This window comes from Ensifer sp. ENS10 (assembly GCF_014852025.1).
Lineage (GTDB): Bacteria > Pseudomonadota > Alphaproteobacteria > Rhizobiales > Rhizobiaceae > Ensifer.
Window position 1 is genome coordinate 131,828 of the sequence record NZ_JACVAS010000007.1, and the last position, 14,380, is coordinate 146,207.

Sequence of the window (14,380 nt, forward strand, 5' to 3'; positions counted from 1 at the left end):
TGGCGGGTGGGCCTCAGCAGCCAAAACGGCTCTGCTCGCTCGTCACCTTTGCCTTTACCGCCGGCGAAGCCTTCGGGTAGCGCTTGTTGACCTCGCGCAGCGTCGCGCAGGCAGTTTCCTTGTTGTCGAGCGCGCCCAGCGACATGCCGAGCTTCAGCAGCATTTCCGGCGCCTTCGGCGACTTGCCGTGGGCCTGGTGCGCGTTCAGGAAGGTCTTGGCCGCGTCACTGTATTTGCCCTGCGAATATTGCGCCTCGCCCAGCCAGAAGCTGGCATCGGCCGCCTTGTCGCCCTGCGGGAACGCGGCCAGATAGTCGCCGAATTCCTGTTCCGCCATGCTGTAGTCACCGGAGAGAACGTGGCCGTAGGCCGACTGGTAGAGATCGCCGGGATTGTCGAGCGAGGCGGTCTGCTGATTGCCCGGGTTAGCGTTCAGGCCACCATCGTCGGCGGGCAGACCCGCACCGGCTTCGACACCCGGAGGCGTCGCGTTCGCGCCAGGTTGAGCATCGGTTGTCGCCGAAACCGGATTGCCGCTCTGGTCGAAGACGATCTGGCCAAGCGTGGTCGGCGCAGCCGCGCCATTGGAACCCTGGCTACCAGCCGAAGGAAGACCGGAGGCAGCCATGTCGCTGCCGCCGCCTGCCGGTGCCATCGTCTGGCTATCCGTCACCCCGGGGGTGACGGACGCCTGATCGCTGGTCTTCGGCGTCTGCAATGCGCCGCTCTTCTTCGGGGAGGCCTTGCCGCTTTCCAGGTCCTGGAAGCGGAACTCGTTGTCCTCCTGGAACTTCCGGATCTGCTCCTGCATCTGCAGCAGCTGGAAGCTCATTTCCTCGATACGCCCGTTGAGCGAGCGGATCTGTTCCTCAAGCTGGCCAAGCCGTGCGGTCTCGGCCGACTGCACCTTCACCACGGGCAGGTTCTGCGCGCCGGCTTGAGTTTCAGTCGTTCGGGCCAGCAGCCCTGAAAGCGGCATGGCGTTCGCCGTCTGGCCCAGGCCCGCAAGGGCCGCAAGACCGATCAGCCCCGCCACGACAAATTTCTTCATTTCATTTGTCCTGTTCGAATACCGGTTGTCCCACCCTTGACCAGGCCCCGCAATACATCTCGCCGAGTCAACTGGGTGATTGCCGCACAGTTTTCCAATTGCCCTGAAAAAGCAACGGAGTTCGGCCAAAGTGTGGTAAAAAAGCAAAGGGCGGCTGAGAGCCGCCCTTTTAATTTAGAAGTCTGTGATCTTAGGAACACGAGCATTCCCCCGAACACGTCATGCTACCCGACCGAGCCAGGCTCGGCCGTGAGATTACATGCCAGCGCCACCGAGGACGGTAACCGCGCGGCGGTTCTGCGACCAGCACGAGATGTCGTCGCAGACGGCAACCGGCTTTTCCTTGCCGTAGGAGATCGTCTTCATGCGGTTTGCCGGAACGCCCTGGCTAACGAGGTAGTCGCGGGTGGAGGCCGCACGGCGGGCGCCGAGCGCAAGGTTGTATTCGCGCGTGCCGCGTTCGTCGGCATGGCCTTCGATCGTGATTGCGTAGTTCGGGTACTTGGCGAGCCACTGAGCCTGGCGGGCGAGCGTCTGCTGCGCGTCGGCACGGATCGAGGTGGAGTCGGTGTCGAAGAAGATGCGGTCGCCGACGTTGACGGTGAAGTCCTGCTGCGAACCCGGCGTTGCGGCGCCCGCGCCGCCGAGGCCGAGCTCGTTGGCATTGTTCGGCATGTTCTTCTTCGATGCACAGCCAGCGATAGCAAGCGTCATGACCAGGGCGATCATGACCGGGTTGCGAGCGATGGTCTGCATGCGGCCTACGGCCGGGGTGTCAATTCGGCTCATGCGCCGGTCTCCTTGGGAAGTGTCTGAATTCACGGTTGCCAGACTGTAACCGGAAGCGGTTAATCGCTTTTCAACAGTTATGGTTAACAAATCGATAATTTTAGCTCGGGGCCTGCTAGACCAGCACTTTGCGGCGAGAAAGCGGCATCGCTGCCACATTTTCCCGCCGCAAATCGGGTCAGGCCAGAGCGGGATGAGGAAAACTGTGTGCGGTTTTCCGCCCGCATCCCGCTCCTCACCGTGATCTACTCAAGCAGCGGCGACCAGGCCGGGTCGGATGCGAAGCCCTGCGTCTGGATCGGCTGCTCGTTGTAGCCGGAAATATCGATCGAATAGAGCTGCGGTCCGCCGGCACCGGCGCCCTGACGGAAGAACATCAGCACGCGGCCGTTCGGCGCCCAGGTCGGCCCCTCGTTGTGGAAGCCGGTGGTCAGGATGCGTTCGCCCGAACCGTCGGGCTTCATCACGCCGATCGAGAACTTGCCGCCCGACTGCTTGGTGAAGGCGATGAGGTCCCCGCGCGGCGACCAGACCGGCGTCGAATAGCGACCGTCTCCGAAGGAGATACGGCGCTGGCCCGAGCCGTCGGCACCCATCACATAGATCTGCTGGCCGCCGCCACGATCGCTTTCAAAAGCGATCTGGCTGCCGTCAGGCGAATAGGACGGTGCCGTGTCGATCGCGGCCGTGTTGGTTAGGCGTGTCGTCGTGCGCGAGCGCAGGTCCATCGTATAGATGTTCGCGTTGCCGTCCTGCTGAAGGCTCATGATCACGCGCTGGCCATCAGGCGAGAAGCGCGGCGAAAACGTCATGCCGGGGAAGTTGCCGACGACTTCGCGCTGTCCGGTTTCGAGTTGTAGCAGGTAGACGCGCGGCTGCTGGTTTTCGAACGACATGTAGGTGACTTCCTGGCGGTTCGGCGAGAAGCGCGGCGTCAGAACGATGTCGTTGGAATTGGTGAGCGCACGGGCATTGAAACCGTCCTGGTCCATGATCGCCAGCTGACGCTTGCGCGCCGTCTTCGGCCCGCTTTCGGCGACATAGACGATGCGGGTGTCGAAATAGCCCTTTTCACCGGTGACGCTCTCATAGATGGCATCGGCGATGATGTGGGCGACGCGGCGCCAGTTTTCCGGCTGGGTGAAGAACTGCTGGCCGGTCATCTGCTTGCTACCGAACGTATCCCACAGGCGGAACTCGGCCTTCAGCCTGCCGTCGCCTTCCTGCGTCACGCGGCCGGTGACAAGCGCCTGCGCATTGATGACCTTCCAGTCCTCGAAGCGCGGCGTGGCGTCAGGATTGCTGATCTTCTCGATGAAGGCGCCCTTGTTGATCGGTGCGAATAGGCCGGACCGCTTGAGGTCCGCTGCGACCACGTCGGAGATCTTCTGGCCGAGTTCACCCTGGAGGAAGTCGGTAACCGCGATCGGCAGGGGCTCGACCTTGCCCTTGTTGATGTCGATGACAACTTCCGCGTTTGCGGGCGCTGCCGCCACGACGGCGACCAACATGCCCGCAGCCACCATCAGGGCACGGAAAAGAGAGACCTTGATCATAGAGACAAGCCTTTCAGCTTAGTATGAAGGGTTTGCAGGGTTGGTTTGCTATCCGGCATGGGTTCCAATCCCGGCAGCGTTAAAGCGCGAATTCCGAGGGGTCGAAATTCAGCACGAGGGTATTCCATCCTTTTTCGCCTTCATATTTTTCAGGCGGCAGGTTTTGTAGCGGAGCTGAGCGGCGGAGCGCGCGCATGGTGCTGCTTTCAACGGCGCGGCGCGTACCCTCAGGCCCGCCAGTTGCAGTGACCTCAGGCTCGCCGACGATGTTGCCGGCCGGATCGAGCTGTACGCGGATCGTGACGCGAACCTCCGCGACACCAGTCAAGCCGGCGGTCAGCGCCCAATTGCTCTGGATCTGGCCCTTCACGCCGTCGATCTCGTTGGCGCTGAGGCCCACGCCGACGGTCTTCTTGCCGCCGAGCGCCGCCTCTTGCGTCGAGCGCTTGGCGCCACCGGCGGACGGATCCTGCCGGTTGAGCAGCGCTGCAATCTCGTCGGCGTTGAACTTGCTTTCCTCGGTGGAGGCTGCCTTCTTCTGTTCCTTCGGCGTTGCCTCGTTCTTGCGCTCAGGCGTCTTGGCGCTCTGGGCCGGCTTTTCGACCTTGGGCTTTGCGGCCGGCGTCGGCACCTTTTCGGGCAACGCTTCGGCTTCCGGGTTCTCCGCCGGCTTTTCTTCGGCTGGCGCCGGTTCCGGCTTGGTTTCCGGTTTCACTTCCTGCTTCGGTTCCGGCAATGCCGCAACTTCGGTCGCAGGCTCGGAGGCGGGCTTCGTCTCCTCGACCTTCTTGATTTCCTGCTCGACCGGATCAGGCGTCGGCTCGGGCTTTTCGTTCTTTTCCGGTGAGGCCGTGGCTTCGCTCTTCGACGGCTTGGCATTCGGCGTCGGCGGCGTCTTCAGATCGGTATCGTTGTCGCCGACATTCTCGGCAGGTTGGTTCGTTTCCGGACGCTTGGTCGGAACCGGCGACGACGTCTCCTTCTTCGGCGCCTTCTTGTCGCCCTGCTGAACCTGCGTCATTTCCGAATAGGGAACGATGTCGACGGGCAGAGCCTCGACGTCGGCGACCTGGAAGTCAGCCGGGCTGCCGAGCGACACCAGCGCCCAGGTCAGAACCAGGGCGTGGAGGACAGCAGATGTAGCAAGACTGCCCTTCATCGTGGACGATCACTTTTCCTGTTCTTGCAGCGTGACGAGGCCGAGGTTCTTGAACCCTGCGGCCGAGATGCGAGCCATGACCTTCATCACCGTGCCGTAGTCAGCATTGGTGTCGCCGCGCACATAGATGCGCTCGTTGTAACCGGTGGTGGCAATCGCCTCGAGCTTCGGCACGACCTCTTCGATCGCGATCGGCGTTTCCTGCAGGAAGATCTCGCCGGCCGGATTGACCGAAACGGTGATCGGCTGCGTATCGGAGTTGAGCGCCTTGGCCTGCGTTTCCGGCAGGTCGATCGGCACGCCGACCGTCATCATCGGTGCTGCCACCATGAAGATGATGAGCAGCACCAGCATCACGTCCACGAAGGGCGTGACGTTGATTTCGCTCATGATCGCTTTCTTGCCGCCGCGGCGACGACGACCGCCGCCCGAACCTTTGGCTCCGCCAACCGACATACCCATCAGCGTGGTCTCCGTGCTCTCTGGCGATTATTGCGCGGCCTGACGCGGGCTCTGCAGCTTCTCGTCGATCTGCCGCGACAGGATGGCAGAGAACTCGTCGGCAAAAGCTTCCATGCGCGCCGAGAGCTTGCCGGCGTCGGCCGAAAACTTGTTGTAGGCGATAACCGCCGGGATAGCGGCGAGAAGGCCGATTGCGGTGGCGAGCAGCGCTTCGGCGATACCGGGCGCCACGACCGCAAGGTTGGTCGACTTCGAACCGGCGATCGCCTGGAACGAGGTCATGATACCGACGACCGTACCGAAGAGGCCGATGAAGGGTGCGGCCGAACCGATCGTCGCGAGCGAGCCGAGGCGGGCTTCGAGCGATTCCGATTCCCGTGAAAGCGTCACGTCCATGGCGCGGTCGATACGCATCTGCAGGCCGATCGGCGAGCGGGCGCCGCGTTCGAAGCTCTTCTTCCATTCGCGCATGGCGGAAACGAAGATCGCCCCCATGCCGGCGGTCTGCCGGTCGGCAAGCGTGCGGTAGAGCTCTTCCAGCGACTGTCCGGACCAGAACACCTGCTCGAAGCTATCGAGCTGACGGCGCACACGGCCGTAGTTCAGCGTCTTGTCGACGACGATCGCCCAGGTCCAGACCGAGGCGGCAATCAGCCCCAGCATGACCAGCTTCACGACAAAGCCCGCCTGCATGAACAGCGACCAGAGGGTCACATCGTGCGTCGCAGCGGCCAATCCAACCTGTTCCATCGTCTTCAGTCCCCGAATCCAAACACCCGGCAAGAGCTGCTCATGCTCGTGACCGGGTAGCCCAAACGTCCTGTTTGCAAGAATGCCCGGCACCGCCGTAGATCGCACCATCGCGACCTTTATTAGCTTTAGGTTGCCTTCTTGCCGTCAATTTTGGTCAAAGGATGACGTGCACTGCACAAATCCTGATGCAGTGATTAAGACACCATTATGGTTAAGCAACCGTTACCGAACTGTGTCTTTGCAGTATCACCTGGCCGCCGGAACTTACGTTCGCCGGGCACGTTTCTTCGCCATGGCTCAGCAGACGACACGACAGCGCGACAAACGGCCCTCCTCACCGCATTTTGATCCGCGGGACCGGCTGATCCTGGCGCTTTACGCCCAACTCAAGGCCGAGCGCGAAACCCGCGCGGCGTTGGAGGACGCGCTTGCCCACGGCGTCCTGTCGTCCGATGTCCTTCAGGCAATCATCTCCGATCCAGTTCCGGTGGTCACAAGCGAGGAGATCGCCCACATCGAACGGGCCCTCGCCCACGAGACCCGACCGGCTGAATCCCCTGATGGGACGCCAACCCTCCGACGATTGAGTGGAGGCGGGTAATGGCTGCACGCCGTGATCCGCTCGCCGAATACAATAAGCGCCGCGATTTCAGCGAGACCCGCGAGCCCAGAGGCAGCCGCAGCCACAGCCGGTCGAACCGCAAGCGCTTCCTGGTGCAGAAACATGACGCCACGCGCCTGCATTACGATTTCCGGCTGGAATGGGACGGCGTGCTGAAAAGCTGGGCCGTGACCCGGGGACCGAGCCTCAACCCGCAGGACAAGCGTCTCGCCGTTCGCACCGAAGACCACCCGCTTGCCTATGGCGATTTCGAAGGAACAATCCCCGAGAAGCAATATGGCGGCGGCACCGTCATGTTGTGGGACACCGGTTGGTGGGAACCGGAAAACGATCCGGATGAAGGATTGCGTGAAGGCAAGCTGACGTTTCATCTGCACGGAGAGCGCCTGCAAGGTGGCTGGGCGCTGGTCCGCATGCGGCCACGCCCAGGCGAGAAGCGGGAGAACTGGCTGCTCATCAAGGAGGGTGACGACATCGCCACCGAAGATGGCGAAATTCTCTTGGAGGATTATCAGACGAGCGTCACCACCGGCCGCAGTATGGACGAGATCGCCGCGGGCAAGGGCGAACGGAAGAAACATGTCTGGGCTTCCAACGGGAGCACATCAGAGAACCTCAGGGCCGGCGCAGTCGATCCGCCGTCGACGAAACAGAGCAAATCGCCCACACTCTCGACCAGGACGATTTCCGAGGGGCAACGGAAGCGCAAGGAGGTAAGTGCCGTGACACCCGAAACGCCGAAATCGGCAACGAAGTCCGGGGGCAAATCCCAGGTGAAAGCCGCGAAGGCGTCGAGCACGAAAGGCAGCTCGAGCGCAGCAGAGGAAACGGTCCTCGGCGTACGGATCACCCATCCGGAGCGGATCCTGTTCGAAGGTCAGAGCATCAGCAAACTCGATCTCGCCCGCTACTATGCCGTCGTCGCGGATCGGATGTTGCCATACGCCGCCGAGCATCTGCTGTCGCTTGTCCGCGCCCCGCAAGGCGTCAAGGGACCACGTTTTTACCAGAAGCATGCGAGTGAAGGCTTCCCGGACGAGATCAAGGAAGTTCCCGTCACGGAGAGCTCCGGCGAGACCGAGAACTACATGTATGTGCGCGACGCCAAAGGCCTGGTCGCCGCCGTGCAGATGGGCACGCTGGAGTTCCACATCTGGGGCTCGCGCTTCGACAAGCTCGAGACCCCCGATCGGCTGATCTTCGACCTCGACCCCGACGAGGGCCTCGACTTCGCGGTGGTCAAGACGGCGGCCGTGGCGCTGCACGACGCGCTCGACGAGATCGGGCTGAAATCGATCCCCATGGTCACGGGCGGCAAAGGCGTCCATGTCATCGTGCCATTGGTAGCGCGGGCCACCTGGCCAGAAGCCAAGGGCTTCGCCAAGACCTTTGCCCAGGGTTTTGCCGAGCGCGAACCGGACAATTTCGTCGCCACCATGTCGAAGGAGAAGCGCAAGGGCCGCATCTTCATCGACTGGCTGAGGAACGAGCGCGGCGCGACCGCGATCGCCCCCTATTCCACGAGAGCACGATCCGGCGGACCGGTGGCAACACCCATCAGCTGGGACGAGCTTTCCGCGCTTGAAGCCGCCAACGGCTTCCGGATCCCCGACATTCTCGAACGGATTGAAAGCGGCATAGATCCCTGGCGGGACCTGGCGAAGGTCAGGCAATCCCTGACCAGGAAGATCCTGGACAAGCTCGGAGTCGAGGACGTCGACTAAACCGCGTTTGTCGAGGACGTGCCGGGCTATCCCGCGCTCTCCTTGGCGTGCTGGAACTTGTAGGCCAGCGCCTCCGGCAGCCGCCGCGGCCGGCCCTGGCCGTTGATGACGGCGATGATCACCCTGGCGGCGATCAGCAGTTGCTCGCCGCGACGGATTTCCTGCAGCAGCACCATCTTGGCGCCGCCGGCCTTCTCCGTAACCGTGGTGATCGTCAGGATATCGTCCATGCGCGCAGGCAGCTTGAAGTCGATCTCCATGCGATGCACCACGAAGACCAGACCTTCGCTGTCGCCCTCGATCGCAAGCGTCGCCTGTTCGACGCCGAGCAGGCGCAGGAAATCGGTGCGGGCGCGCTCCATGAAGTGCAGGTAGCGGGCGTGATAGACGACGCCGGAAAAATCGGTGTCTTCGTAATAGACGCGCTGGATCAGCCGATGGCCGTTTTCGGTCAGTTCGCCTGCGAGCGAAATCAGGGACATGCTTTTCTCCGCAAGTACATCCCGTTTCCTGTGCAGGAACAAAAAGCCATTTGCAAGCATTGCAGCGTTGTCACAATCCTATCCTATCACGTGACGGACTTCCTTCCATCGATCAGGAGAACGTGCATGAAGATTGCGATTCTCGGCGGCGACGGTTTCGTCGGTTGGCCTACGGCTCTTCACCTGTCCGATACGGGCCACGATGTCCATATCCTCGACAATCTCTCCCGCCGCTGGATCGATACGGAACTCGGCGTGCAATCGCTGACGCCGATGGATTCGATCCAGGAACGCACCCGCATCTGGCATGCCGAAACCGGCCGGCGCATCCATTTCAATCTCATCGATCTTGCCCGCGACTACGAACTCCTCAAGAACTGGCTCGCCGAGCACCGCCCGGATGCGATCGTGCATTTCGCCGAGCAGCGCGCCGCGCCCTATTCGATGAAGAGCGACCGCCACAAGAACTACACGGTCAACAACAACGTCAACGCCACGCACAATCTCCTGAACGCGCTGGTCGAACTCGGGCTCGACGCCCATCTCGTGCATCTCGGCACCATGGGCGTCTATGGCTATTCGACCATTGGTGCTGCGATCCCCGAAGGCTATCTGCCTGTCGGTATCGAAACGATGGGCGGCGAGACCGTCAGCCAGGAAATTCTCTATCCGTCCAATCCCGGCTCGATCTACCACATGACCAAGTGCCTGGATCAGTTGCTCTTCCAGTTCTACGCCAAGAACGACGGCCTCAGGATTACCGACCTGCACCAGGGCATCGTCTGGGGCACCCATACCGAGCAGACGCGCCGCCACGCCCAGCTCATCAACCGCTTCGACTATGACGGCGACTATGGCACCGTCTTGAACCGTTTCCTCATTCAGGCGGCGATCGGATATCCGCTGACGGTACATGGCACCGGCGGCCAGACGCGCGCCTTCATCCACATCCAGGATTCTGTCCGCTGCATCGAGCTGGCGCTGAAGAACCCGCCCGCCCGCGGCAGCCGCGTCGAGATATTCAACCAGATGACCGAGACCCACCGGGTGCGCGACCTCGCCGTGATGATCGCAGCGATTTCAGGATCGCAGATCGCCTGGCTGCCGAACCCGCGCAAGGAAGCGGCCGAGAACGAACTCGTCGTGCACAATGAGAAGTTCTTAGGCCTCGGCCTCAACCCGACGCGGCTGCAGGACGGGCTGCTGTCGGAAATCGTCGATGTCGCGAAGAAATTCGCCTATCGTGTCGATAGAACGCGCGTGCCTGCCGTCTCCGCCTGGACCAAGGACATCGCGCCGCTGATCAACCACGACCCAGAGGGCAAGCGGCTGAAATCCGTTTCATGACATCAAACGACCCTTCGGAGGGGCTGCGCCCCTCCTCGCCACCCTTGGCCGATCATGCCTTCGTGACGCTCGTCACTAATGCCGACTATGCGCTCGGTGCCCGCGCGCTCGCACGCTCCATCCGGCTCACGAGCACCAAGGCGGATATCGTCGTGCTCCATACGGGCGGCGTAGCGCTCGAAGCACTGGCGCCGCTGGCCGAGTTCGGCTGTCGCCTGATCGAGACCGATCTCTTGCCGCTTTCCGATGCCTTCAACGAGCGTCATCAGCGCCGGAACGTGCATGAGAAGGCACCCTTCACCAAGGGCCGCAAACCGGCCTTCCACTCGCCGCTCGACAACTTCTGCAAGCTCAGGCTCTGGCAATTAACCGAATACTGCCGCTGCGTCTTCATTGATGCCGACGCGGTTGTGCTCCGCAACATCGACCGGCTGTTTGCCTATCCGGAATTCTCCGCGGCCCCGAATGTCTATGAAAGCCTCGCCGACTTTCACCGGCTGAATTCCGGCGTCTTCGTCGCCGAACCGTCGTTGGCGACATTCGACAGGATGCTCGACCGGCTCGACGCACCCGATGCCTTCTGGCCACGCACCGACCAGACCTTCCTACAAAGCTTCTTCCCGGATTGGCACGGCCTGCCGGTGACGATGAACATGCTGCAATATGTCTGGTTCAACATGCCCGCGCTCTGGGACTGGCGCTCGATCGGCGTGCTGCACTACCAGTATGAAAAGCCCTGGGAAAAAGACCATCCGCGTGCCGGGGCCCTGCGGCCACTGATCGACCTCTGGTTCGCCTACCTGACCGGGGACGACATTCCGGAGATCGCCTCCCTCCCCAATCCGGCGCACCGATGAGCAGGGTGCTGGTCTCCGGCGGCACCGGCTTCGTCGGCCGCTTCATCGTCGAGCATTTGATCGCCCATCGCTACGAGGTGATCGTTAGCGGCCGCCATCCCCCCGATAACAGCTTTTTCTCGCGCAACCTCCCCTTCGTTCCGCTCGTCCTCGATCTGGATCGCGATCAGTCCGCCGCGTTCGATGGCATTGACGGCTTTGTTCATGCCGCCTTCGACCATGTCGAGGGCAAATATCGCGGCGGTGAAGGCGATGATCCGGAGGGCTTTCGCCGTGCGAACATCGATGGCTCGATCCGCCTGTTCGAGACCGCTCGCGCTGCCGGCGTCAAACGCTGCGTCTTCCTGTCGAGCCGCGCCGTCTACGGCAGCAGGCGCCCAGGCCCCATCGACGAGACATTCGCACCCGATCCGGACACGCTCTATGGCGCGGTGAAGGTCGCCGTGGAAGATCACCTACGCCTGCTTGCGACCGAGGATTTCAGCGTGGCAAGCCTGCGCGTCACCGGCGTTTACGGCGCGGCCGCTCCTGGCAGGCAGCACAAATGGGCCGAGCTGTTTGCGAACTATCTTGATGGAAAACCGATCCAGCCTCGGATCGGCACCGAAGTTCACGGCGACGACGTCGGCGCCGCAGTACGGCTCATGCTGGAAGCGGATAGCGACACCGTGCGCGGTGAGGTCTTCAACGTTTCGGACCTGCTGCTCGATGTCAGGCAAATCCTGTCGGTGGTGCAGACGCTGACCGGGTCTCGGCACCCATTGCCGGAGGCCGCTTCAGCGGATGGCTATCTCGTCATGTCGACCGAAAAGTTGCGCCGGCTTGGCTGGCAACCCGGCGGATCCGAGCTGTTGGCGACGACGATCAGGGAGTTGGTCACAGACAGCAAGTCGGCGTAAAACCCCCGACGCCTGACCGGGCTAACCGAGGTCGATGACGACGATCTCCGGCGGCACGCCGAAACGGACCGGTGCAAGCGAGCAGCCGAGACCGCCGGAGACGATCAGGTTGCGGTCGTCCTCGACCATGTGCCCATAGGCATAGCGATCGCCGAAACGCGAAGGCACCACGGGCGCGAAGCCGAGAAGCCGCACCTGCCCGCCATGGGTATGACCCGACAGTGTCAATGCGACCCGTGGGGGAACGCTCGGGAAGATGTCCGGCTCATGTGCCAGCAGAACGACCGGATCACCGTCATTCACCTGTGCGAGCGTGCCGTCGAGATCGTCGAGACCCGCCATGCGCTGGCGCTGCCACTTCTTGCCCGGCACCAATGCAAGCTGGTCTTCGAGACCGGCGATCCAGAAGCCCTGCCCGTCCTTTTCCAGCCGGATTGCCCGGTTGCTGTAAACGTTGATGCCGACATCCTGCAGCGCCTTGTGCCCGAAGGTCGGACCGCCGCCATTTTTCTGCGCGGTCTTGTCCTCCCACCAGTCGTGATTGCCCATGACGGCATGCACGCCGAGCGGCGCCGAGAGGGTCGCAAGCGCCTTCGCCCATTCGCTGGAATGCACGTAGCGGGTCACGAAGTTCATGCCGGCCGCATAATCCCCGAGCAGCACCGTCACGTCGCCGCCCAGCGCGTTGGCCTGACGGCAGATCGAAGCGATGCGACCTGCCGGCATCCAGGGCTCGCAGGCATGGATATCGGCGAGCGCGACGACGCGCAGCTTCAACCCGGGCGTCCAGCCGGGCGGCGTCAGGGTGTAGCGGGTCACGTTCAGCCGGGCCAACGGCTCGACGGCGAAGGCGTAACCGCCGAGCGCCGCCATGCTGGCGATACCGCCGCCGATCACTTTCAATAATCCGCGGCGGGTAATCATCTATTCGTCCTCGAGTGTCAGCCGGAACTGCGTCGCCTCGACCTCTTTCGGCGGGTTGAGGCCGATATGTTTCCAGGCATTTGCGGTCAAGATACGACCGCGCGGCGTACGCTGTATGAAGCCCTGCTGGATCAGGTAGGGCTCGATGATGTCTTCGATCGCATCACGCGGTTCCGAGAGACCGGCGGCGATGGTTTCGATGCCGACAGGCCCGCCGGCGAAATTCTGTGCGATCATGAAGAGATAGCGGCGGTCGAGCTGGTCGAGCCCCATATTGTCGACCAGCAGCCGCGTCAGCGCCTCGTCAGCGATCTTCCTGGTCACGGCTTCGGCGCGCGCCACTTCGGCGAAATCGCGCACCCGCCGCAACAGCCGGCCGGCAATACGCGGCGTACCGCGGGCGCGGCGGGCGATCTCGCGCGCGCCATCGTCTGTCATGCCGAGGCCCATCAGCCGGGAACCTCGGCGCACGATCGATTCCAGTTCCTCGACCGTGTAGAAGTTGAGACGCACGGGAATGCCGAAACGGTCACGCAGCGGCGTGGTCAAGAGGCCGAGGCGGGTCGTCGCCGCGACCAGCGTGAACTTCGACAGATCGATCTTTACCGAACGCGCCGCCGGGCCTTCGCCGATGATCAGGTCGAGCTGGAAATCTTCCATCGCAGGATAAAGAATTTCCTCGACCGCCGGATTGAGCCGGTGGATCTCGTCGATGAAGAGCACGTCGCGTTCTTCGAGATTGGTAAGCAAAGCCGCAAGGTCGCCAGCCTTGGCGATAACCGGACCGGAGGTCGAGCGAAAGTTGACGCCGAGTTCCTTGGCCATGATCTGCGCAAGCGTCGTCTTGCCGAGGCCGGGCGGGCCAACGAAGAGCACATGGTCCAGCGCCTCGCCGCGGTTCTTGGCCGCTTCGATGAAAATCTTCAGGTTGGCGCGCGCTTCCGCCTGGCCGGTGAATTCGTCCAGCGACTGCGGGCGCATGGTCGCATCGAGATCTTCACCGCGCTTTTCCGGCGTTATCAGACGTGCCGCGTCAGTCATGCATTCGTTCCAATTGGTCAGTCGTCATGGCGCAGGTACTCACCTGCGTCCGGCCCTCTTCCGTTCTGCCTTGAGCGCCCCGCCAAGGCAAGCGATCATCGCGCCAGTTCCTTGAGGCCGAGGCGAATGAGCTTGGCACTGTCGCCCCCCTCACCGCCATTCTTCAACGCGGCGGCCACCGCATTGGCCGCCTGGTCGCGTGAATAGCCGAGATTGGTGAGCGCCGAAACCGCATCCGATACCGGCGCGGACGCGACCCCTTCGCCGAGTTCCTGCTTGAGGCCGATCGAGCCCGACATCTCGCCGGCAAAGGACGGTGCCTTGTTCTTGAGCTCGGTGACGATACGAACCGCCACCTTGGGCCCGACGCCCGGCGCACGCGAGACCGAGGTCTTGTCCTGCAACGCAATTGCATTTGCCAGTTCGCCCGGCGTCAAGGTCGAAAGTACCGCGAGTGCCACTTTCGAGCCGACGCCCTGCACGCTTTGCAGGAGGCGGAACCATTCCCGCTCCAGCGCAGTCAGAAAGCCGAAGAGCTTCAACTGGTCCTCGCGCACATAGGTCTCGATGAAGAGCATCGCCGCCTCGCCGGCCGATCCGAGCTTGGACAGCGTGCGCGCCGAACAAAAGGCGACATAGCCGACGCCATGCACGTCGAGCACGACATGATCCTCGCCGATCTCGTCGATGGTACCCTTCAATTTGCCGATCATA

Annotated in this window: 15 protein-coding genes; 5 read left to right on the forward strand and 10 right to left on the reverse strand. The window is 62.5% G+C overall.

The genetic code is table 11. The features are described 5' to 3' along the window. Nucleotides 1-13: 13 nt before the first annotated feature. From ybgF to tolQ, 6 genes are all read right to left on the reverse strand, one after another. Nucleotides 14-1,051: a tol-pal system protein YbgF gene (gene ybgF, locus IB265_RS23090; RefSeq protein WP_057254698.1), complete on the reverse strand. Its 1,038-nt coding sequence runs from the start codon at nt 1,049-1,051 to the stop codon at nt 14-16. A gap of 255 nt (nt 1,052-1,306) precedes the next feature. After that, a complete protein-coding gene (gene pal, locus IB265_RS23095; protein ID WP_057254697.1) occupies nt 1,307-1,840 on the reverse strand; it encodes a peptidoglycan-associated lipoprotein Pal in 534 nt (177 codons plus the stop codon). A 245-nt stretch (nt 1,841-2,085) separates the two neighbouring features. Then, entirely contained in the window at nt 2,086-3,396 is a 1,311-nt protein-coding gene (tolB, locus tag IB265_RS23100) for a Tol-Pal system beta propeller repeat protein TolB (protein ID WP_057254696.1), read from the reverse strand. Between the two features lie 79 nt (nt 3,397-3,475). Then, entirely contained in the window at nt 3,476-4,555 is a 1,080-nt protein-coding gene (locus tag IB265_RS23105) for a hypothetical protein (RefSeq protein WP_057254695.1), read from the reverse strand. Nucleotides 4,556-4,564: 9 nt separating this feature from the next. Beyond that, nucleotides 4,565-5,017, reverse strand: a complete 453-nt coding sequence (tolR, locus tag IB265_RS23110) for a protein TolR (RefSeq protein WP_025424730.1) — start codon at nt 5,015-5,017, stop codon at nt 4,565-4,567. A 27-nt stretch (nt 5,018-5,044) separates the two neighbouring features. After that, nucleotides 5,045-5,767, reverse strand: a complete 723-nt coding sequence (tolQ, locus tag IB265_RS23115; RefSeq protein ID WP_057254694.1) for a protein TolQ — start codon at nt 5,765-5,767, stop codon at nt 5,045-5,047. 295 nt (nt 5,768-6,062) lie between these two features. Here tolQ and IB265_RS23120 point away from each other — a divergent pair, with 295 nt between their 5' ends. Next, the gene (locus tag IB265_RS23120) at nt 6,063-6,371 is read left to right on the forward strand and encodes a hypothetical protein (RefSeq protein ID WP_057254693.1); all 309 of its coding nucleotides are present in this window, start codon (nt 6,063-6,065) and stop codon (nt 6,369-6,371) included. Next, on the forward strand, nt 6,371-8,116 hold the full coding sequence (gene ligD, locus IB265_RS23125) for a non-homologous end-joining DNA ligase (RefSeq protein ID WP_057254692.1): 1,746 nt from the start codon (nt 6,371-6,373) through the stop codon (nt 8,114-8,116). The genes IB265_RS23120 and ligD overlap by 1 nt, the downstream gene beginning before the upstream one ends. A gap of 26 nt (nt 8,117-8,142) precedes the next feature. On the opposite strand, the gene ybgC is transcribed toward ligD, so the two are convergent. Next, the gene (ybgC, locus tag IB265_RS23130) at nt 8,143-8,598 is read right to left on the reverse strand and encodes a tol-pal system-associated acyl-CoA thioesterase (RefSeq protein ID WP_057254691.1); all 456 of its coding nucleotides are present in this window, start codon (nt 8,596-8,598) and stop codon (nt 8,143-8,145) included. 126 nt (nt 8,599-8,724) lie between these two features. On the opposite strand from ybgC, the gene IB265_RS23135 reads away from it, so the two are divergent. From IB265_RS23135 to IB265_RS23145, 3 genes are read left to right on the forward strand one after another with little or no spacing between them, the layout of a single operon-like run. Next, complete coding sequence (locus IB265_RS23135; protein ID WP_057254690.1) at nt 8,725-9,945, forward strand: NAD-dependent epimerase/dehydratase family protein; 1,221 nt, start codon at nt 8,725-8,727, stop codon at nt 9,943-9,945. After that, nucleotides 9,942-10,802, forward strand: coding sequence for a glycosyltransferase (locus IB265_RS23140; RefSeq protein WP_057254689.1), 861 nt, complete (start codon nt 9,942-9,944; stop codon nt 10,800-10,802). Before IB265_RS23135 ends, IB265_RS23140 begins: the two co-directional genes overlap by 4 nt. After that, complete coding sequence (locus tag IB265_RS23145; protein WP_057254688.1) at nt 10,799-11,701, forward strand: NAD(P)-dependent oxidoreductase; 903 nt, start codon at nt 10,799-10,801, stop codon at nt 11,699-11,701. The genes IB265_RS23140 and IB265_RS23145 overlap by 4 nt, the downstream gene beginning before the upstream one ends. Before the next feature lie 21 nt (nt 11,702-11,722). Here IB265_RS23145 and IB265_RS23150 read toward each other — a convergent pair whose 3' ends face one another. The 3 genes from IB265_RS23150 to ruvA all read right to left on the reverse strand — a co-directional run bounded on the left by IB265_RS23150 (nt 11,723) and on the right by ruvA (nt 14,379). Further along, entirely contained in the window at nt 11,723-12,625 is a 903-nt protein-coding gene (locus IB265_RS23150; protein ID WP_057254687.1) for a metallophosphoesterase, read from the reverse strand. Next, the gene (gene ruvB / locus IB265_RS23155) at nt 12,626-13,666 is read right to left on the reverse strand and encodes a Holliday junction branch migration DNA helicase RuvB (RefSeq protein ID WP_057254686.1); all 1,041 of its coding nucleotides are present in this window, start codon (nt 13,664-13,666) and stop codon (nt 12,626-12,628) included. A gap of 95 nt (nt 13,667-13,761) precedes the next feature. Beyond that, the gene (gene ruvA, locus IB265_RS23160; protein WP_057254685.1) at nt 13,762-14,379 is read right to left on the reverse strand and encodes a Holliday junction branch migration protein RuvA; all 618 of its coding nucleotides are present in this window, start codon (nt 14,377-14,379) and stop codon (nt 13,762-13,764) included. Between the last annotated feature and the right edge of the window lies 1 nt (nt 14,380).